Origin of the sequence: Brevibacillus halotolerans, assembly GCF_026891775.1 — a bacterium.
GTDB classification, from domain to species: Bacteria; Bacillota; Bacilli; order Brevibacillales; family Brevibacillaceae; genus Brevibacillus_B; species Brevibacillus_B halotolerans.
Genome location: NZ_JAPTNK010000001.1, coordinates 403,774 through 424,622, shown reverse-complemented (window position 1 = coordinate 424,622; position 20,849 = coordinate 403,774). Strand labels below are relative to the sequence as shown.

The window sequence follows — 20,849 nt, the reverse complement described above, 5'->3', positions numbered from 1 at the left end:
AACGGCTTTTACACCGGCTAACCGATACTAGGCTAAATGCCGTTCCCAGTTGCTACTCGAAGGTGGTAAATCATTGTTCGCTGCGTGGTGAGCTTTCAGCCGGGGCTCTCCTCTCTATAACGCTAAAACAAGATTCTTGTCCTTCTCACTGTATTTGACTCTTATTACTTATGTATTATAGTGACTGGAGAATTGGAAGTCAAGATTTCCAGGAGTCGTTAAACAATGAGCACAACTCACACACGCTAATACACGATCTCCAAATACAGCCCGCATCGTTTGCATCAAAACGTTGCTATCTTCCACCCCGTGTATAACGATCTTTTCCGGTGCAAGCGCAATTAATGCACTCATGATATGATCCTCTTGTCGATCCGGTCTGAACCCTAAAATGGTATCTAATTGGCTTAGGTCTATTTTAGTATCGTCTTGATCGTACATAATGAATTCTTGCGTTTCCCGCAGCACAACATGAACGAGCGGATAACGATGCTCCTGTTTCGATACAAAAAAGCGCAGTAATTCGACAAACTCCTGATATTCCTTATCCTGCTGATATTGCTGCAATCCCATTTCAAAGGCCTTGTCCAACAGGATACGATAATTTTTCAAGCGGAATTTCACAAAACCTTCCAAATATAGGTACTGTTCTTCATCCAGATAGCGGAATACCTGTTCGTAAATGGCCGCCTTGCGCGTAGATCGGTTCATATTTTCCCGTACTTCGTCTAACTCATGGAATACAAATTGAATATAAGGATAAATTTCGTCAAACTTATGAATAAACGCTCCTTTTGCTTTTCGTTTTAAAAAGGTGCGCAACAATTCTACTTCTATAACCTGCACAGTCCATTCAGTAACCAGTAAAGCAACAAAGGAAGCCATATATTCCAGGGTCTCACAGGTATACTCTTCCCGTGACCAACTCACAAAACGAAACTGCGTATGACATCCATGCTCCTCTACTCGACATTCAATGCGAACAGGGGATGTATCTATTTTCTCCTGCATGCTCTGGAGAATATGGCAGAACCTCTCAATGTAATGTTGGTTTGTTGTTTGTAGGAATACGGATACTGTTTGCACGTGGTTCACCCCCCACCCGTTTATACAATCAGTATATGCCCAAGCCTTGGCGATATACTTTTAAACCATTGGAAAAACCATCAAACGAACGCTACGTTCATCTGACGGTTTTATCGAGTAAAAAGGGTGCTAGCAAACTGCAAATATTTTATTTTTGTGACTCATGAAAATCTCAGTCTTTATTTAATTAGCCATTTTATACTGTTCATTTGTCAATTCCCAATTGCCTTTTAATCCGCTGGTAATGTAGACATTTTTGTCTTTTGTAATAAAAATCGCCTCGACATGGGGCAAGCTTTCCATAAATGACATGCCTTTTTCAAGCCCTAATGCAAAACCGGTCGTTGACAATGCGTCTGCATCGGCAGATTCATTCGTGATAACGCTAACGCTAAACAAATGATTGTCCACAGGAAATCCTGTAGCTGGATTTAATATATGGTGATAATGCTTACCATTTTCTTCAAAATAACGTTCATAAATTCCTGAGGTAACCACTGTCTTATTGATAACCTTCAATTTTCCTAATTGATTTCCACGGTTGCGATCAGGATCTTGAATCCCAATCACCCAATCCTTTCCATCCGGTTTCTTTCCCAATGCTAATATATTTCCACCTAAATCAATAATGGCACTGTTAAAGCCTTTTTCTGTTAAATAGGCAGCAATTTGGTCAGCAGCATATCCTTTGCCTATTCCACCTAGATCAATCGCCATGCCCGGCTGTTTTAAAAACACCGTTCTTTTCGCATCATCTAAGACGATTTGACGATAATCAATCACCTGTAATGCCTCTTTAAGCTTCTCCTCGGAAGGTACCTTAGCATTATCCTGCCCAATATTCCATAAACTCACTAATGGCCCGATCGCTGGATCAAACTTTCCTTCTGATAGCTCTGCAAATTTCACGGCTTTCTTGATGACTCCATACGTCTCCTCAGATACAGGAACTGCTTGTTTTCCCGCTTGTTCATTGATTCGATAAACCTCACTGCCTTGCAAGGTGCGGCTTAAATGGAATTCGATTTCTTTCATGCGGGCTTCCAGTTCCTTAAAATGCTTGTCTGTCACTTGGTCATCATATACACGTACAGTCACAATCGTGTCATAAATAAAAAAGCTTTCAGAATGTGGTTGGATTGCATTTTTCACAATTTCTTCATCAGGTTTAGAGGCACAGCCATTTACGATGAGACTGAATAGTAAAAAAAACAGAAGCGCAAATTTGGGTTTCATGTTGCCAGTCCTCCGCTGTCTTTTCCCGTTTCGAGCCAAAAGTAAGGTCATTACGGGAGTTTTACCCGCTCTTATCCAAAGAATCACTCTTGTAAACGTAGACTTTCGGACAAAAGTGAACGTGGCGCATTATACCACTAGGATAATATTTTGGAAAGGAAGAGTATCACACCTCCATATTTTAGATCGTGTATAATACGTATTGACACCGCATGTTTAGAAAATGAGAAAAAATGATAACAGGAGACAAAAACATGAAACGAGCGGATTTTATTTTAATTGGCATTGTGCTCGTCGTGGCCCTGGCTTTTCTTGTGCCTCGTTCGTTTGGTACAGATTCAAGTGAAAAAATGCACAATGTCCATAAAGTAGCAAAGATTACCGTAAATAACCAATTATACAAAACCATTGAACTTACCAAAGAAGAACAAACCATTAAGGTTGATACCGAGCACGGCCAAAATATCCTGAAGATACATGATTATGGCATAGAAATGGTTGATGCTGATTGTGATGATAAGGTTTGCCTATCCTTCGGGTTTATCACTGATCCTAGTCAAACCATCGTTTGCTTGCCTCATCGCGTATTGGTGGAAATCGTTTCAGATGAAGGAGCTGACGTAGATGGCCTTGCCAAATAATTCTTCACAGGTAAATACCCAATCACAGGCATTAAAAAAAGCAGTGATTATCGCCATCTTCGCTGCAGTATCTGTGGTGCTTGGATTGATCGAATCAACCCTCCCCATTAACTTACAGTTGCCCGGGGCCAAGCTTGGACTAGCTAACATCATGGTACTTTCCTGCCTGTATTTTTTATCTGGTAAGGACGCCTTTACCCTGATCATCTTAAAAACACTGTTAACAGCCATGATTTTAGGTACGTTCTCCAGTTTTTTATTTAGTTTTTTTGGTGCTGTATTTAGCTTCATCGTTATGTTCGGATTAATGAAGCTAACCGGAAAATCCTTTAGCCTGATCGGGATTAGTATTCTAGGTGGGGTGGCACATAATATTGGGCAGTTAACTGCGGCTGTACTTATTTTTCAGACAAGCAAAATATTTTATTATCTGCCAGCCTTACTCATCACAGGAATTCTTACCGGAGTATTTATTGGTATTGCTGTCCGTTATTTAATTCGTTCTTTATCCAAGATGGCTTTATTTCAGCCTTACGTTCCAGTCGACTAAGAATCAGTACATCCGAAAGCAGGTGAAGGCGTTGTCCCAGCAACCATTGATTCAGCTTGAATCGGTTTCGTTTCAATTTCCAAATCAGCCTCCGCTTCTCACAGATATTTCTTTGCAAATCAAGCACGGGGAACGCGTCGCCATCGTAGGGCATAACGGGTGTGGAAAGTCCACTTTAGTTAAATTGCTGAATGGTCTGCTTCGACATACGGGAGGAGAAATTAGTGTGGGAGGGCAAGCTTTATCGGATGACAGCTTGCCGAGTATTCGCCGGCAGATTGGTATGGTCTTTCAAAATCCTGAAAATCAATTTGTTGGAACAACAGTTGCTGATGATATTCTGTTTGGTCTAGAAAATATGTGCTTGGAACGCTCTGTTATGCACGATAGATTAACCCACTACGCTGAAAAATTACATATTACGCCTTTTTTACATAAACATCCAGATGAGCTATCTGGTGGACAAAAACAACGAGTGGCGATCGCCTCCATACTTGTCATGCAGCCCGGGATCATCATTTTTGACGAGGCTACCTCAATGCTTGATGAAACAGCAAAAAACCAGATCGGAAAACTAATCGATGAATTACATTTGGAAGGCGCTTACACAAGCTTGTCCATCACCCATGATGCAGAAGAAATCTTAGCGGCTGATCGAGTAATAGCTCTATCTGGTGGGAGATTACTGGCTGACACTACACCCCTTGAATTATTTTCCCAACCAGATTGGATTGCTGCTTGCCATCTCGATTTGCCTTTTACTTTGGCAGTAAGTCAGTTGATTCATGATTTACATCCAGAAATACCTGTTCATTCAGACGAACAAGCTTTGATGGAGGACTTATGGCGATTCACTTTCATGAAGTAACCTACTCGTATCAACTTGGAAATTTGTTTCAGGAAACTGCTTTGGACAATATCGATGTAGGATTTCCTAGCGGCTCGTTTATAGCCATTATCGGGCCTAGCGGCTGTGGAAAATCAACTTTATTACAGCATATGAATGGCATTTTATTACCCACGAAGGGGGACGTTCACATTCTTGATCATGTAATTACCCCGCACCGTTCGAAAAAAGGGATTCGCCAACTTCGGCAACGCGTTGGACTTATTTTTCAATTTCCAGAGCATCAAATGTTTGCTGATTCAGTAGAGAAGGAAATTGTGTTTGGTCCCAAAAACTACGGGGCCTCCCCCTCACAAGCAAGAGCATTAGCAGTTCAGGCTCTACATCAAGTGAATTTAGATACAGAGCTTTTAGATAAGAATCCGTTTCAATTAAGCAGTGGTCAAATGCGTAAAGTCGCTATTGCCTCTATACTCGCTATGAACCCGGACATCCTTGTATTAGATGAGCCAACCGCTACCTTGGATTGTAAAAGTCGGCATGAGCTTCTACAGCTTTTGCATCATCTATGTAAACAGGAGCACAAGACCGTTATCATGGTAACTCATCGATTGGAGGAAGTTCTATCTTACTGCGACCGGGTGGTCATTATGCAGGAGGGCAAAGTTGCCTTTCAAGGTGAGACACATGAGTTACGTGAGCAAACAGATATTTTGGCCATACTAGGGATTACGATTCCTGCTCAGCTTCGTTTTCAGCACGCTTTTCGCCAAAGATTTCCCGAACTCCCGTTGCCTACAGATCAATCTGTACAGGGCTGGGCTAGGTATCTTGGAGAACGTAAGATACATCTTCGGGAAGATATGAAACAACAAGCGGGTGATCCATCATGTTAAACAAAGTGATGTTTGGACGCTACATTGACACAAATAGCTGGCTTCATCGCTTAGACCCGCGTTCCAAGCTACTCGGGATGTTTCTGTTTGTTCTTTTAATTATGATGACTAATTCCTTACTTGCATGCATAGCTGTTTTTCTATTCGCTATAGGCATTATGGCAAGTAGTCGAATACCTTTTGGCTTTTTCGTAAAAGCTGTCAAACCGTTACGGTTTCTCATTTTATTCTTATTTTTGTTCCAGCTTTTCTTTATAAAGGAAGGGCGCTTTTTGCTATCCATCGGCCCATTTTCTTTTTATGCGGAAGGAGTACGCCTTGCCTGTATGACAGCTTGGCGCATGATCTTATTACTCGCATTCACCTCTTTATTAACCTTTACAACCAAACCTTTATCGTTAGCAAAAGGAGTGGAAGGAATTTTACAGCCATTTCGTTTTACTGGCATCTCACCTGAAAAACTAGGGTTAATGATCAGCATTTCTCTGCGCTTTATCCCAACCATTTTTGAAGAAACACAGAAAATCATGAAAGCTCAGGCTTCCCGTGGTGCCGATGTAGCCGACTTGCCTTGGCGCGAAAAAGGCAAAATGCTCTTATCGCTGTTGGTACCTGTTACCGTAAGCTCATTTCGCCGAGCAGAAGACCTGGTCTATTCGATGGAAGCTCGCGGGTATGTGCTAGGCGCTCCTCGAATCCCGTATGAAATGTTGAAGTGGAAGCGCCAAGATTCAATCTTTTTAGGTTTGTTGCTGGCAATAAATATCCTTGTAGGATTCATTTTAAATGATTGTGGAGGTCTTACCTATGGCTCGTTATTTTAATGGCAAAGAAATTGAATTATTAGCACCTGCTGGAACATTTGAGATTTTTACAACAATTGTAGAAACCAATTGTGATGCGATCTATTGCGGCGGACCCGTCCTTAATATGCGAATGATGCGTAAAGGCTATAACCTGACTCATGAGGAATTGGAGCGAGCTATCCAAATCGCCCATGAAAAGGGTAAGCGTGTTTATATTACGGTAAATAATTTATTTGACGAGGCTGATCTGGAAGAAGCGAAAACATATCTACGCTTTCTCGACAGCATTCGCCCAGATGCTCTCATTGTTCAGGATATGGCCATTTTCCCATTAATTCAGGAACAAGAGCTAACAGTACCTCTCCACTCCTCTGTCATGATGAACGTACACAATTTAGAAATGATCAAAGCCTTACAAACATTGGGTGTAACACGTATCGTTGCATCCCGTGAAATGGATTTGCAAACAGCTAAACAGCTACAAGCCTTGACCAAAATGGAATTTGAATACTTTGTGCATGGTGACATGTGTACGGTTCATGGTGCGAACTGCTTATTCAGCTCGATGCTATTTGGTAACAGCAGTAACCGTGGACGGTGTATGAAGCCTTGCCGGTGGGACTACCGCGTGAAGAAGGATGGCTATGTCTTCCCAACAGAATATCCGCTAGCAGCTAAGGATATGTACATGTACGAGCATATACCAGAGTTAATTGAAGCTGGAATTACTTCATTTAAAATGGAAGGTCGCATGCGAGACGCGGAATTTCTAGTTACGCTAATCAACAGCTACGGCGATGCTATTGACCGTTACATCCAAGATCCAATCGGGTTTGATCGTTGCAAAGATAAACAAAGCTTATTTGAAAATCGTAAACGGGACTTTAGTACAGGATATGCCTTTGGTACGCCTGGACTTGATTACATTAATCGACGCTACGAGGGTACGGGTAAATTTTATAGCACGGGAAAAGTCTTTAGTACACCAACAGAAGAACGCGAAATTCGTGATCAACGCATAGAAGCACTACAAAACGCTTTCCAAGAATATCAGTACCGATCATCCTCTGCAAAAGCAAAGGGAGAATTATGTGTTCGTGTAAACAATCAGGAGCAGGCGGAAATGGCGATCGCTGAGGGAGTGGAGCACATCTATTTAGCTGGAGATGTTTTCTTGCCTGATCTGCCATTTACGAAAGAACAGATAAAACACCTTGTAGCTATAAAAGGCAACAGCAAGATTTACTTGGGTATGCCACGCATGATGTTTGGTCTGCAATTTGATCAATACAATCATTTCTTATCTACATTAGATGTAGAAATAGACGGGTTGGTAGCTACGAATATTGGAGCTATGTATACATGTAAACCATATCATCTGCCAATGATTGGAGACTTATCACTTAACCTGTATAACCATAAAGCAATTGAGCTTTATCAACAATTCGGATTGACACGTGCATTCGCTTCCATTGAGCTGAAGCAGAAAAACCTAGCCGAGCTCATTTTGCATTCACCATTGCCTGTTGAAGTATTAGTGCATGGCACTCCTGTTGTGATGTATCTAGAGCACGATCTATATGCAAATACCCGTGTGCTGGAGCCAATTGCCCAAGAGGATAACAAACATGTGGATAACAAATATCTCGTTTTATTAACAGATAAAGGCGAAAATCCTGTGTATTGCGATCAGTTTGGACGAAATCATTTGACCACAGCAAAGGAGCTTTGTCTCCTGCCCCTAGTAAAAGACTTACTGGCTGTTGGTGTTAGTCATTTCCGTATTGAGGGCGCTAGCTATACGACTGAGCAATTACAAAGCATTATCCGTATGTATCGGGAGGCTTTACATCAGCCACAACGATCTATGCAGATCTACGAAAGAGCAATTCCTGTCCATGCAGGATATACGCTTGGCACCCTATCCTTTGACTAAACCATTTATAAAAAGGAGCAAAAAGATATGACTACGTACCTAGGGCCATCTGGCATTTTAGATAAGCGCAAAGAATATTTCTATCCGTGCACCGCTCATTTCTATGAAAGACCCCCTCAGCTAGTACGAGGTGACATGCAATATTTATACGACAGCACCGGCAAAGCGTATACAGACTTTTTCTCCGGGGTGTCCGTAGTCGCATGCGGCCATTGCAATCCGGCAATTACGGCAGCAACGATCAAGCAACTGGAAACATTACAGCATACATGCACCATCTATTTAACGGAACCAAATGTAGCGCTGGCTGAAAAAATGGCAAGCATCCTGCCTGGAAATATGAAGCGAACCTTCTTTGTAAACAGTGGTTCGGAAGCAAATGAGGCTGCTTTAACACTCGCTCGTCTCGCTACTGGCAAAAAGGAATTTATGGCATTGGAATCTGGCTTACATGGCCGGACATTCTTAACCATGAGCGTAACTGGAATTCCCATGTGGCGTTCTGACAACTATTTAGAGGAAGGAGTCAGTTTTATTCCTCGCCCTTATGATCCTAATCTGAATGAACAAGAAGCAGTAGAACGCTCTCTATCAGCTCTGCGGAAGGTGCTGGAGGAAAAAGGAGATCGCATCGCTGCCATGATTGTAGAACCCATGCAAGGCAATGGCGGTATTGTTCCTGCCCCGCTCTCCTACTTCACAGAGGTAAAGAAGCTATTGGAGAAGCATCATGTCCTGTTGATCGCAGATGAAATACAAACTGGGTTTGGCCGTACAGGCAAAATGTTCGCCATTGATCATTACGGCATTGTTCCAGATATCTTAACTATGGCAAAAGCGTTAGGGAATGGCGTGCCAATTGCCGCTTTTGCCACAACTGACGAAATTGCGGCTCATTATAACCGCCCTTCTGCTTCTACGCTTGGAGGTAATCCCGTTTCGTCTATGACGGCTCTCGCTGTCCTCTCCTATATTGAGAATGAACAACTAATAGCTCGTGCAGAACAGCTCGGTAAGCAGTTAAAAGAAGGGTTGCTTTTCATTCAGACAGCTTATCGAGCAGCTATTACGGATGTCCGTGGTCTTGGCCTGATGATCGGTATGGAGCTTTATGCCAATGAACCTGAGAAAGCAGCTCCTCTTGTTGATTCCATTTTAGAGGAAATGAAAGATCGTGGCTTTATCATTGGAAAGAATGGTGTAAATCGCAACGTAATCGCCTTCCAGCCTCCCCTAGTCATCACTGAACAAGATATTACAAACATGCTGGAGGCATTAGCAGACACCCTCAAACGATTACTCTAATATCTAAACTTACTGGAGGAGCATACTGTGGCATACGATAATTTACGCGCGTTTATAAAAGACCTACAGGATCAGGGGGAGCTTCACACGATTGACACTCAAGTCGATAGTTATTTAGAAATTACGGAGATTACTGATCGTATTTCCAAACAGTATGGCAAGGCTTTATTGTTCACCAACGTAAAAAATTCTCCGTACCCAGTGTTAATTAACAGTATGGGGACGGATAAACGCATGAGCATGGCTTTAGGCGTGCAGGATTATGATCAGGTTGCAGAAGAAATGCAAAATTTTATGGATTTGGCTAATTACAAGGGGTTATGGAATCAGCTCAAAATGGCCCCTGACCTATACAAGCTATCCAAAATTTTTCCTAAAAAAGTAGCATCTGCTCCTTGCCAGGAGGTAATAGAGGAACCTGACCTGACACAGCTTCCCGTTCTTCATTGTTGGCCAAAGGACGCAGGTCGATTCGTTACACTACCATTGGTAATTACGAAGGACCCTGAAACAGGACAACAAAACATGGGGATGTACCGTCTTCAGGTTTATGATAAAAACACGACAGGTATGCATTGGCATTTACACAAGGACGGCAAGGAAATCTATGAAAAATATCGCAGATTAGGGTATAAACGCATGCCTGTATCAGTCGCCCTTGGTGGTGACCCGGCATTAATCTACTCGGCTACCGCTCCTTTACCAAAGATGATTGATGAAATGCTATTTGCTGGTTATCTGCGCAAGAAACCGATCGAGGTTGTGAAATGCATAACAAATGAGCTATATGTTCCTGCTGAAGCCGAATTTATTTTGGAAGGCTATGTGGAATTAGATGAAAGGCGCTTGGAAGGCCCTTTTGGTGATCACACGGGCTACTATTCACTAGCAGACATGTATCCAGTCTTTCATGTGGAGAAGGTGACACGCCGTACCTCGCCAATCTACCCCACAACAATTGTGGGTCAACCACCTATGGAGGATTGCTATATAGGAAAAGCTACAGAGCGTGTATTTTTGCCATTAATGAAATTGATGCTACCAGAAATCGTGGATATGCATTTACCATTTGAGGGAGTGTTTCATAACTGCGCTATTGTTTCAATCAAAAAAGCATTCCCGAAACATGCTCAAAAAGTCATGTATGGCTTGTGGGGCATGGGACAGATGATGTACACCAAAATGATTATCATAGTAGATGAAAATATAGACCCTCACGATGTTTCCAAAGTAATGTGGAAAGTGTTTAACAATATCGATCCTAAAAGAGACCTTGTCATAACAGAGGGCCCTCTGGATGCTCTCGATCACTCTTCCCCAACCGCTTACTATGGTCACCGCCTTGGTATCGATGCTACTAAGAAATGGCCAAGTGAAGGTCATACCCGCGAATGGCCCGATGATATAGAGATGTCTGACGAAGTGAAGAGAATGGTCGATGCGAAATGGAGGGAGTATGGTTTTGAAAACGATCCTTCATAAAACCCGCATGTTCGGAGAGCTTGTTATGTTCTCCCACACATTGTTCTCGCTCCCCTTTGCCATCATTGCAATGGTATGGGCAGCCGAGGGACTGGCCCCCGCTCAGGTATTGATTTGGTCATTGGTGGCATTGGTAGCGGCGCGAAATGGAGCTAATGCCTTTAACCGTCTCGTGGATCAAGAATTTGATGGCAAAAACCCACGCACAAGCCATCGCCATCTGCCACAACGCTTGTTACACGAAAAAGAAGTGATCACTTTTATTCTCATAAACTATGCAGTCTTTATTTTTGCTTCTTCTATGTTAAATCCGTTGTGTCTGCTATTGTCGCCCGTAGCCATTTTATTGATCTCTTCTTATTCTTACACGAAACGCTTTACGTGGCTGAGCCACTTATATTTAGGCTTTACCATCGCGTCTGCTCCCATTGGGGCTTGGTTTGCAGTAACCGGTGAGATTGCATTTGTCCCATTTGTACTGGGGACCATCGTGATGCTATGGATTGCTGGCTTTGACATCATTTACGCTACGCAGGATATTGAATTTGACCGCAAGGAAGGGCTATGGTCTATCCCAAGCTATTTCGGGCTGCAAACAGCACTGTGGATCGCACGAGGCCTACATTTCATCATGATTCTATTGCTGTTATTCCTATTTTTCTATCAAAATTTGGGCTTTGTTTATCTAGTGGGCTTAACAATCTCGACCGTACTGCTTTTAACCGAGCATAAAATAATCAAACCTGCTAATCGAAGCCTCATGAAAGTGGCCTCCTATAAACTGAATCAAGTAATTAGTATGGTTATTTTGATCTGCACCTTAGTTGATTTTTACATGATGAGCTAATTTATCGAAAACTCTCAGGGGGATTGCGGTGCTCTTTTTAGATGTCAAGGTAGGAAAGGGTACTACTTAATGACCTCCAGAGAGTTTTTGATCTTCTCCTCTACCTCCCCTATTGATCTTTCCGAATGAAGACCTACGAAAAAAATTCAAAGTAGTGATGGATGGTCGGGAATTGATTGAGAAGGAATGGAAACAGTTAGTTGCGAAATAATACGGTTTCTTTAATTAAAAAGATATTAACCTTAGAAATATATTACGAAAGAAGAAAAACTTATAAATTGAAGCACCATAAGCGCTATACAATGAACATATAAAACACCTTGCACCCTATTATGAACTGACAAGGAAAAACACCTCCCTGAATCGTAAATAACAATTTGGCGGAGGTATTTTATTTTTTGAAAGATATTCTCAGAGAACCATTACATAATTTTATTCATATTTACATAATTATACAATTAAGTTAGAATGTTAAGAAATATCATGCTTTATTAAATTCAGGAAGGGGAATAGCTTAACATGGCTGAAAGTTTAACTTTCACAACACTGGGGGAACTGATAAAAGGAAAAAGAACAGAATTAGGTGTAAGCCTATCGGAATTAGGAAGAGTGTCAGGAGTAAGTAAAGGAGTTATTTCCAAAATAGAAACGGGAGAAACAAGACGCCCGGAGCTAAAGACTTTAAAATCACTTTCAGAAGCTTTGGAAATTCCTTACGAAGAGATTATGGATCGCTATATTGATATAGAACATCGGATAGATATTCTAGGTGAATTGCTTTTTGAATCGATTGAACTTTCTAACAACCCATTGATTACTAAGGTATCACAACAGATCATGGAGTCCCCTAACGAGGATACATATATAATATTACAACATCTCTATGATCTTAGTAGTACTGTAGCTGACAATGAGGCAAAGTTAACTATATACGATGTCATTATAAAGTACGCAAGATTACATGGTGTACCTAAGTATATAGCAAAGGGTTTATTACAAAAATACTTCATAGAAAGTCAAAACCTAAAAAAGAAAGAAGAGTCGTTTAAAAGCGGTGAAGAGATTCTATATTACACAGATTTCTTAGACCAAGAGGAGAAAATCAATTTTTACTATCTAATGGCTTTTGATGCACATGGTATAGGAAAATATGAGCAATGTATTAAGCTAGGTAAAATGGGACATGCCGAAGATACAACTGATAATGAGGTAAAAGAGCGTGTAGCTTTAGCAATTTGTAATGCTTATTCCAGAATGGGCAACTATACTGCTTTGGAGGAACATCTTAATAGGTATGCTGAACTAAACTTTGACTTTGTTATAAAACGTATTAAATATTATCGTGCGATAATCCTGTCAAATACTGGTCAAGAATTCGAAGCAATTCCCTTGCTAAAAGAATGTGTTGAGGAAGCAGAAGATAATCACCGATTACATCGAGTAAATGATTTATTAGAGGTTCTTCTTAAAGTTAACGACTTGTACACTGCTCAACAGATTCTTGATAAAGAGGAAAAAAATACATTTGTTAAGCTTTTCACAGCTTACAAGATTTCAGAATTAGGTAAATACTATAGATTAAAGGGAACATTTCTTGTTAGAAACGGTTTATTTAATCAAGGTATGGAATCATATTTAAAAGCTATGGATTTCTACAGTAAAATTAATGACCGTAGCGGTATAATGAAATGTTCTGAAAAAGTTTACGCTCATCATAATGAGCAAAGTAAAGTAATGGAATTAGGACTTCTGAAAAGATTACAAGAAGTATATAATGTGGTAAATAAAGGTTAAACAAAGGAGGGAGAAGAAGTTGAAAAAATATCTGACCATAATTGCAACTGTTTCTTTTGTAATTTGCTCTCTTTTTACTGTAGCAAGCTTCTTGGATTTCGAGAAATACGGAGAACAGCAAAGTGCAAAAACATTCCATGATGATCCACAAGGTTAATAGTAAAGGACCACAATAAACCGATTTTATTTAAAGGACGCCAATATTTATCGCGTTCTTTTTATTTTGTAATATTTTGTCATAATTTGCAGAACGTCCTACATTTTTTTGAACTACAGAAATTTATAGGACATATGGTAATTTAATACACAGGAGGAAGAAAGGAGGTATTAAAATTAGTTTGCTTATTAATTCAAAAGGGACGTTCCCTAGTCGGCATACTAACTGGAACGCCCCTCATCACAAATAACAAAAATTGTTATTCGGATTAATTGTATCACTCAAATAAAGGAATGTGAAATGGAAAATACCCAATCGAAAGATGATTTGCAGAAGCTTATAGAAATCCTCCGCCAAGAATTGGCACAGTTGTATTTGAAAAAAGGTTCATTTTTAAACCCAACCGTAATACAAATGAGCCAACAACTAGATGAGTACATCGTTATCTTTCAAAAGCTTAGACACTAGTTGGTCGATATGAATAAGCTGTACGGAAAACCTTTTAGAATAACTATAGCCGTGTTTTAGCTATTCAGAAAAAATAGCTAGAGTATTTTCTATTCATATGAGATCAATCTTATCAACTGAAATAGAAAGAGCCAGCAAGAATATTACGAAAACAAGAATTACAACAACTATGGGTCTGAACGCAGACTTGAACTGGTAGTTGAAACTAGGAGAACGATAAGAAAATGTTAGATAGTAAATATCACTATTAAATTACAAGTTGGAGGTACTAAAATGAAGAAAAAAATTGTATCCTTAGCTGTAGTCTTTATGACGATGATATCTTCAATCGGCTTTGCAGCACAAAGCAAAGAACATTCAGATTGGGGAGAAGACTCCTCCTTAAATGAACAAGAAATACAGAAATTGATATATGATGTTGGAATGGAAGAAAGTGAGATTAATGATTATCCGGTCCAAGTTCTTCACCAACTAATTCAAAATGATGCTAAGAAAATAGCAACTAATTATAAAGTCGTCAAAGAAGAGGCAATACAAGGTCTATCTGGTGAAGATATAGATGGTGGTACTTTGGAGTTAAGAGGAACTGCCTTCGAGGAAAAAAGTGATAAGAAAGGGAAAAAGAAGTTTTATTTATATGGAAAGTATGAATGGACAGATAGTCCACGTTGGGGATTAACAGACGGAATAAGTATTGGGTATCCAGTAAGTAATAAATGGACTTTACCGATGTCAGCAAATGGGAAAGTTAAAGATTTTGCACTTCGCTATTGTCATAAGCCAGAAAACGTAGATAAAAAATGGAAATGTTCCAAAAGTTACAAACCAAAAGATTGGGATCCGGGTGTAGGCGTTGGTGGAGAAATAGATTTAGAAGCAATGCCAAGTAACAACCTTCACAAAGGATATATTGGTCAATATGTATACACAGACGAAAGGAATTCAGGGTCAACAAATATTAAATTTCAATACGGCCACCAAACTTGGGGTGGGAATGTAGAATTTGCTATATTTCCAGCTGGACTTTCAATTAAACCGCAATCAGTAAGTGAGGTAATTGATTTCGGTATTGAATTTGATTATTAATTAATTCCTCGTATTTTCGAAAGAAACCTTAAATCAATAATATTAGTTTGAACATTATAACTTTTTCACCTTCTTGAATCTCTTCCAAGATATTTTTCGAGGGTAGACAGAGATATTGCTACCCTCCTAACCTTCAAGACAAGTCCTCTTTTTGAAAGGGGACTTTCTCGTCTATCTAATCCTATTAGTTGACGATGAGGATAACCTATATTAGGAGGTATTTATGAAATACTATTATTTATCTTTGTTATTGATATTTGCTTTTACGTTTTTGTTTAATTTTTTTGAAGTAATAAAATCATTATTGGAAAAAAACATGTCTCGTTATAAGACTTGTCGGATACTATCACTTATTAGTTTCTTATTGTTTATTACAATTTATATCTTAGCCTACAAAAAATAAAATATGTACCCCATGAACTTATGTAATAGTTTTGATTAATTGGGCTACTAGTCATCTTTTGTGGTAGTCCAATATCACTCCTCAGTCATCATTGTTTATTAATAAACACTCTATATTAGATGCAGAATCCCATTACTAACTGTCAGTTGTTTCATTAAAGGAGCCTTGTCCCTTCTGATCATTTAGTTCGTAAAATTGATTTTATATATGAACTTGTAAAAGACAAATACTCGAAAGATAATGGGAGACCGAGTGTCGCCCCTGTTGTGCTAATAAAGATCGTATTTATTCCATATTTATTTGAATAGGCTCTATGGGTCAGACAATCAAAGAACTGAAGACAAGTCTTACTTATCGATGGTTTATCGGTTATGACTTCAGTCAGCCGATCCCTCATTTGGCAAGCATATTACTATGGTGCTGATATCAAGTTTAGGGATCAAAATCCAACTGCTGCTATAGGTGGATACGCTCCTTATGATACGGATGAGTTAAGTCGTATCTTGAAACAAGGCTCTTGGTAGAAAAAAAGAGACCGCAATAGGTTATATGCGGTCTCTTTTTCCTCATATGAAATTAGTGCTAATTAAAAAGGAAAGAAGGAATACCAAAGATGGTTATTTTTAAAAAAGTTTGGTTTTGGCTGGGAATTTTAAGTATTATAGTCTGTTTACACGATTTTTATGGAAATGACCAAAAACATATATTATTAATTGGATTGAACCCTCTTCTAGATTATATGGTCTATAAGGAATCATTTCGTGATTGGATAATAAATGATAATCAAATTGAAGGAAAAATTTTATTGGGAGGGTATGTTATACATTTTGTATCATACATCCTACTTGGAATCATCATTGATCTGTTATTTTTCTTTAATAAACAAAAGAAATAAATTGGTATACAACACGAAGAAAATACTAGTCTTGTAGCTATCACATCTTCCGTTTCCCAAAATACGCAATCAGCACACTCAAATCCTTATGTGCCACAAACTCAGTTAACTCCTCGACAATTCTCATCGCATTTTGCAAATACTGATCTGCTAGTTGGTCTGCTCTTTCTAAAATGTCGCTGTCACGAATCAGCTTGACCACATTTTGAATTTCTCTCGGTGTGGAGCGCTCATGGAGCTGGCGTACACACTTGCTCAAGCACTCGTCCTGCAACGCATACATAACTGGTAACGTAATATTGCCATTAGCTAAATCGCTGCCTGCTGGCTTTCCTAGCGCTTCTGATGTCTCTGTAAAATCTAACACATCATCGCGAATCTGAAAGGCCATACCTAAATCATCACCGAATTGCGCCAATTTAGCTGTTACTTCTGGGGTTGCATGTCCCAGCTTTGCTCCAATCTCTAGACAGGTTGCCATCAACACGGCTGTTTTATTGCGCGTTTTGCTTAAATAGGCATCCATGGATAAATCAAAATTAAATCGGTTTGCCATCTGTTGATATTCGCCTAAACAAAGTCGCGAGGTTAAGAGACCAGTAATCTCTTCCCGATACGGGTGTCTATCATCCTCCATTTTGCTCAATAGCTCAGCTACTCGCGTCATCATATAATTAGCCGTATGAATTGCTGTGGGGATGTCAGTAAGCACATGCAATGTTGGTTTTCCACGTCTCGTATCCGCTTGATCAATCACATCGTCGTGGATTAGTGAAGCTACATGGATAAATTCTGTCACAGCTGCCATCTGCAATACTTTTTGTGGGTCTGCCATTCTGCCAAAACGGCTACCGACCATTACCATCATGGGGCGTAATCGTTTCCCCCCTGCTAAAATCATACGACTTATATTGCCAGCGATGGATGAAAGCATGGGCAAACTCATATCCGTCCGAACTATGCGCAGCATCTCTTTATCAATCATGTCTAGATTAATGTGCAATTGGTCAGCTAACTTCATAAGTCACCTGCTGCTCTGTTTTTGTCAGGAATTTTTCTATGCGTTGAAAGAGAATACGTTCTATTGATTTACCTTGGATCAAACGGATTTGAATTTGCTTTAGAATAGGAGCCAAAAAATTCACGAAATCCTTTTCTCCATGCTTACATGCATATTCATAATAAAAGCTTTGCAGATAATCACCATCTAAAATATCCTTTGTCAAACAAGGATTGTCGAATGTCAGCTTTTTATGCTTGCGAAAAGCAGACTGCAACAGGACATAGCACCCAAATATATGCTCTTTGCGTGCAGATGAAAGCTCAAATGAATCAAGCAGATGTCCCATCTCCTCCATCAGCCGCCTATCCACTTCAAGCGTGATGCCAGCTTGTGGTGACATTTGCTTTTCTAGCTTCTGCAATGATTCCCGAATTCCATTCATCTCTCTCATCCCCTACTCACGCTTTTCTTTTTCGTATCCCTCTATCTAATGGGTCTATATGTGGAAAGAAGGGGAATGTACAATTCACAGCACATTCCCCCATTCCATGATATAGCTATCTTGTTATACAATTAGTCTACGTATAAATACCAACGTTTGACGAACGGGATTTTTTTCCACACTTTTTTTAGTTGCGGTAATACATAGTAGTCCAGACCTAATGTGCTTCCAGAACCACCAATGAGGGCAATACCTCCTCCAAGGTACCAAAGCATCTCATACGGAGCCATTCCGGAAGACCAAATCATTAAACCCATACAGACTGTAGCTATGGAAGATATAGCTGTGAATAAACCGATGATCAACAATACGCCAAATATTACTTCAGCGAAGACCATCATCGTTTGGAACACAGAGGCTAATGCTGTATAACTTCCATCTGCATTGTAGAAGAACATATCCATTGAGCCTTTTACCATACTGTCAATAAACCCAGGTACGGGGAGTGCCTGTACCGCTTCTTTCGCTGTAGCGACTGCTGAAGCAGCCGAAGAAGTATCTACCGTTTGGGCCACATCCTGTACGGCTTGTGAGGCTGACGTAATTCCGTCAACCGCTTTTGGAGATGGCGGTATTAAGAAGATGTTAGTAGGGTCCTTTAGCACTTTGTTCATTTTCGCTAAGCCCTCTGACAACCACATGGCGCCGACCAAAACACGTAAAGGTACTAACCAGAAGTTAGGGGATCGTTTACTAAAATGCCCGCCTAAGAAACTGCGTCTATTATTAACATGGAAAATTTCATGCATGAGATAAGACCAAACTTTATTAAAACCACAAATTTGAACCAGATATACCATGTTGATAAAGTGCTTAACAAACATTGCCATGAAGCCGCTCATCAAGAACATTTTTCCTGGCACTCCTACACTAGCTACACCATAGCGGCTACCGATACATACCATACAGCCATGGAATGTAGGCTTGTAGGACTTGTGTGTACCACCTTTCACATCTACATAGATGTTATGGGCAACGATTGGAGCTGAATGCTCAGCATTCTCTACCATTTGGGGTACAGGGCGCTCTTCACCTTCTGGAATAAAGAAAATGTTGTCCCCTACGACATACACATTGTTATGCTCAGGGCTCTGTAGCTTATCATTAACCACGATACGCTTGCGACCCTTTTGTTCTAATTCGACCTTTTCCAATAGGTCAGAGCCTTCGACACCTGCTGTCCAGACAACTGTTTTAGAGCGAAGCAATCCTCTCTCGCCCAACTCAACTCCATCTGGAGAAACACCCGTAATTTTACTGTTTGTAATAATGTTAACGTTTAGCTTATGTAAATGTCGCTCTGCCTTCTGAATGAGCTTGTCTGGCAAAATGGGTAAGATTTTTGGTGCCATATCAGCAACGTGTAGTTGTACTTCAGATGGCTCTATGGCGTAGGTTTTGCATAATTCATCTCGGAATTCCGCCAATTCCCCCACCATCTCAATGCCAGTAAAACCAGCACCTACTACCACAAAGCTCAACATATCCTGACGCTTTTGCTTATTCGTTTCTTTTGAAGCGTTAATAAACATACTGCGAATTTGCTCGCGTAGGTGAACAGCATCCTCGAAGGACCAAAGGGAAAACGCATTCTCCTCTGCACCAGGGATTCCAAAGAAGGATGGCTTACAGCCTGTCCCCATTACTAGGTAATCATATTCGTAGGTGCTATTCTCGGACACTAATTTTTTGCTAGCAAAGTCGATCGTGGAAATTTCATCAAGCACCACATCAACCTTCCGTTTTGCAAAAATCTTTTTCAGGTCAACTTTTATGGAGTCCTCTTCAACACGATTAGCCGCTACTTCATGTAATTCCGTTAGAAGAGTGTGGAATGGCTTTCGGTCTATTAATGTAATCTGGACGTCGGTATCTTTTTTAAATTTGCTTGCCAGCTTTTTCGCTGTCAGGACACCACCGTAACCTCCGCCTAGTACAATTATTTTTTTCATAGCATGTCCTCTCATTTCCATAGATAATTACCCGTTGACGATTTTCACCAGCAATGGTAATCCCCCTATGCATAATTGCCTTATTTTTTCGCGTCTTTTAGAGCCTCTTCAGCTAATTTCACGAAATCGTTTACTTTAATAGATACACCTGAAACCGCATCTGTTTTGCCTTCATTATTTACTGTAATTGCTGCTGGGTCTTGTTTTTCAATTAGAGCCTGTTCTACTTTTGCTGCTTGCTCATGCCACTCAGCCTGTGCTTTTGCTTTTTCCTTCATGCCATACTTGCCTTCTTTAGACTGGGTTTTCTTGTCTGCTTCACCTTTTTCGTTGATTGCATTCCAGTTCGCAGCAACAATTTTACCATTTAGCACAGTAAAGTCCGCTGTATATTTCCAATCTTTTTCGAATTCTGGCTGTTCCGCATGGTATGCACCGTCTTTATAAGGACCTGGTTGTTGTGGACCTGCCGCTAATGCTTCCGTTACCAAAGCAGTAAAGTCATTTATCTTAATCGATACACCTGAAACGGCATCAGTTTTTCCCTCGTTATCCACTGTAATTGCTGCTGGATCTTGTTTTTCTATCAAGAATTTTTCTACTTTTTCGGCTTGTTCATGCCACTCAGCTTGAGCTTTTGCTTTTTCCTTCATGCCATATTTGCCATCTTTAGATACTGTTTTTTTATCTGGTCCCGCATCTTTACTGATCCCAGTCCAGTTCACATTGGTAATTTTTCCATCCTTTACATCCAGTACAACCGCATAGTTCCAATCCGCATCAGCATTTTTTTGTTGAGCGTAATACACGCCATCCGCCATTTTTTTATCCGTTGCATTAGCCGGGGCGGCTGTTTCTGTTTTCTTGTCAGGAGCAGGTTGTGTAGCAGCACCGCATCCTGCTAGCATAGAAACTGCTAATACACTTGCCATCATCAGTGAAAGTTTTTTCATTTTC

19 protein-coding genes, 1 pseudogene and 1 other annotated feature (1 of these 21 running past the window's edge) are annotated in these 20,849 nt (G+C 40.2%); of the genes and pseudogenes, 14 read left to right on the top strand and 6 right to left on the bottom strand.

Annotated elements, in window-relative coordinates:
• Window positions 1-158: a binding site (T-box leader), on the bottom strand (it extends 86 nt beyond the left edge of the window).
• A gap of 10 nt (window positions 159-168) precedes the next feature.
• Window positions 169-1,086, bottom strand: a complete 918-nt coding sequence (gene ytxC, locus O0550_RS01845; protein ID WP_096886547.1) for a putative sporulation protein YtxC — start codon at window positions 1,084-1,086, stop codon at window positions 169-171.
• Between the two features lie 183 nt (window positions 1,087-1,269).
• Window positions 1,270-2,322 carry an FAD:protein FMN transferase gene (locus O0550_RS01840; protein WP_258425533.1) on the bottom strand — a complete coding sequence of 351 codons (1,053 nt, stop codon included), beginning with the start codon at window positions 2,320-2,322 and terminating at the stop codon, window positions 1,270-1,272.
• A gap of 254 nt (window positions 2,323-2,576) precedes the next feature.
• Between O0550_RS01840 and O0550_RS01835 the strand changes: the two genes are divergently transcribed.
• The 14 genes and pseudogenes from O0550_RS01835 to O0550_RS01770 all read left to right on the top strand — a co-directional run.
• Window positions 2,577-2,963 (top strand): NusG domain II-containing protein, encoded by a 387-nt coding sequence (locus O0550_RS01835; protein WP_003335047.1) that lies wholly within the window; start codon window positions 2,577-2,579, stop codon window positions 2,961-2,963.
• Window positions 2,947-3,513, top strand: coding sequence for a Gx transporter family protein (locus tag O0550_RS01830; protein ID WP_003338964.1), 567 nt, complete (start codon window positions 2,947-2,949; stop codon window positions 3,511-3,513). The genes O0550_RS01835 and O0550_RS01830 overlap by 17 nt, the downstream gene beginning before the upstream one ends.
• Window positions 3,514-3,535: 22 nt before the next feature.
• Window positions 3,536-4,381 carry an ATP-binding cassette domain-containing protein gene (locus O0550_RS01825; protein WP_258425532.1) on the top strand — a complete coding sequence of 282 codons (846 nt, stop codon included), beginning with the start codon at window positions 3,536-3,538 and terminating at the stop codon, window positions 4,379-4,381.
• Window positions 4,357-5,256, top strand: coding sequence for an ATP-binding cassette domain-containing protein (locus tag O0550_RS01820; protein ID WP_258425531.1), 900 nt, complete (start codon window positions 4,357-4,359; stop codon window positions 5,254-5,256). Before O0550_RS01825 ends, O0550_RS01820 begins: the two co-directional genes overlap by 25 nt.
• Entirely contained in the window at window positions 5,250-6,080 is an 831-nt protein-coding gene (locus tag O0550_RS01815) for an energy-coupling factor transporter transmembrane component T family protein (protein ID WP_163246582.1), read from the top strand. Before O0550_RS01820 ends, O0550_RS01815 begins: the two co-directional genes overlap by 7 nt.
• Complete coding sequence (locus O0550_RS01810) at window positions 6,064-7,998, top strand: peptidase U32 family protein (protein ID WP_258425530.1); 1,935 nt, start codon at window positions 6,064-6,066, stop codon at window positions 7,996-7,998. Before O0550_RS01815 ends, O0550_RS01810 begins: the two co-directional genes overlap by 17 nt.
• 27 nt (window positions 7,999-8,025) lie before the next feature.
• Window positions 8,026-9,303 carry an aspartate aminotransferase family protein gene (locus tag O0550_RS01805; RefSeq protein WP_258425529.1) on the top strand — a complete coding sequence of 426 codons (1,278 nt, stop codon included), beginning with the start codon at window positions 8,026-8,028 and terminating at the stop codon, window positions 9,301-9,303.
• 27 nt (window positions 9,304-9,330) lie between these two features.
• Window positions 9,331-10,785 (top strand): menaquinone biosynthesis decarboxylase, encoded by a 1,455-nt coding sequence (locus O0550_RS01800; protein WP_258425528.1) that lies wholly within the window; start codon window positions 9,331-9,333, stop codon window positions 10,783-10,785.
• Window positions 10,760-11,632 (top strand): UbiA-like polyprenyltransferase, encoded by an 873-nt coding sequence (locus O0550_RS01795; protein WP_003335056.1) that lies wholly within the window; start codon window positions 10,760-10,762, stop codon window positions 11,630-11,632. The genes O0550_RS01800 and O0550_RS01795 overlap by 26 nt, the downstream gene beginning before the upstream one ends.
• 519 nt (window positions 11,633-12,151) lie before the next feature.
• Complete coding sequence (locus tag O0550_RS01790) at window positions 12,152-13,426, top strand: helix-turn-helix domain-containing protein (RefSeq protein WP_258425527.1); 1,275 nt, start codon at window positions 12,152-12,154, stop codon at window positions 13,424-13,426.
• Between the two features lie 19 nt (window positions 13,427-13,445).
• The gene (locus O0550_RS01785; protein ID WP_163246577.1) at window positions 13,446-13,583 is read left to right on the top strand and encodes a hypothetical protein; all 138 of its coding nucleotides are present in this window, start codon (window positions 13,446-13,448) and stop codon (window positions 13,581-13,583) included.
• A 300-nt stretch (window positions 13,584-13,883) separates the two neighbouring features.
• Complete coding sequence (locus O0550_RS01780; RefSeq protein WP_064016137.1) at window positions 13,884-14,051, top strand: aspartyl-phosphate phosphatase Spo0E family protein; 168 nt, start codon at window positions 13,884-13,886, stop codon at window positions 14,049-14,051.
• Window positions 14,052-14,324: 273 nt separating this feature from the next.
• Window positions 14,325-15,137 carry a hypothetical protein gene (locus tag O0550_RS01775; protein ID WP_163246576.1) on the top strand — a complete coding sequence of 271 codons (813 nt, stop codon included), beginning with the start codon at window positions 14,325-14,327 and terminating at the stop codon, window positions 15,135-15,137.
• A 542-nt stretch (window positions 15,138-15,679) separates the two neighbouring features.
• A pseudogene (locus O0550_RS01770) lies at window positions 15,680-15,946 on the top strand (transposase); the annotation flags it as partial.
• Between the two features lie 529 nt (window positions 15,947-16,475).
• Here O0550_RS01770 and O0550_RS01765 read toward each other — a convergent pair.
• The 4 genes from O0550_RS01765 to O0550_RS01750 all read right to left on the bottom strand — a co-directional run bounded on the left by O0550_RS01765 (window position 16,476) and on the right by O0550_RS01750 (window position 20,845).
• Window positions 16,476-17,456 (bottom strand): polyprenyl synthetase family protein, encoded by a 981-nt coding sequence (locus O0550_RS01765; RefSeq protein WP_258425526.1) that lies wholly within the window; start codon window positions 17,454-17,456, stop codon window positions 16,476-16,478.
• Window positions 17,443-17,880 (bottom strand): hypothetical protein, encoded by a 438-nt coding sequence (locus O0550_RS01760; protein ID WP_258425525.1) that lies wholly within the window; start codon window positions 17,878-17,880, stop codon window positions 17,443-17,445. The genes O0550_RS01765 and O0550_RS01760 overlap by 14 nt, the downstream gene beginning before the upstream one ends.
• A gap of 131 nt (window positions 17,881-18,011) precedes the next feature.
• Window positions 18,012-19,892, bottom strand: a complete 1,881-nt coding sequence (locus O0550_RS01755; RefSeq protein WP_181747179.1) for an FAD-dependent oxidoreductase — start codon at window positions 19,890-19,892, stop codon at window positions 18,012-18,014.
• An 80-nt stretch (window positions 19,893-19,972) separates the two neighbouring features.
• Window positions 19,973-20,845, bottom strand: coding sequence for an FMN-binding protein (locus O0550_RS01750; RefSeq protein WP_003335066.1), 873 nt, complete (start codon window positions 20,843-20,845; stop codon window positions 19,973-19,975).
• Window positions 20,846-20,849 lie beyond the last annotated feature (4 nt).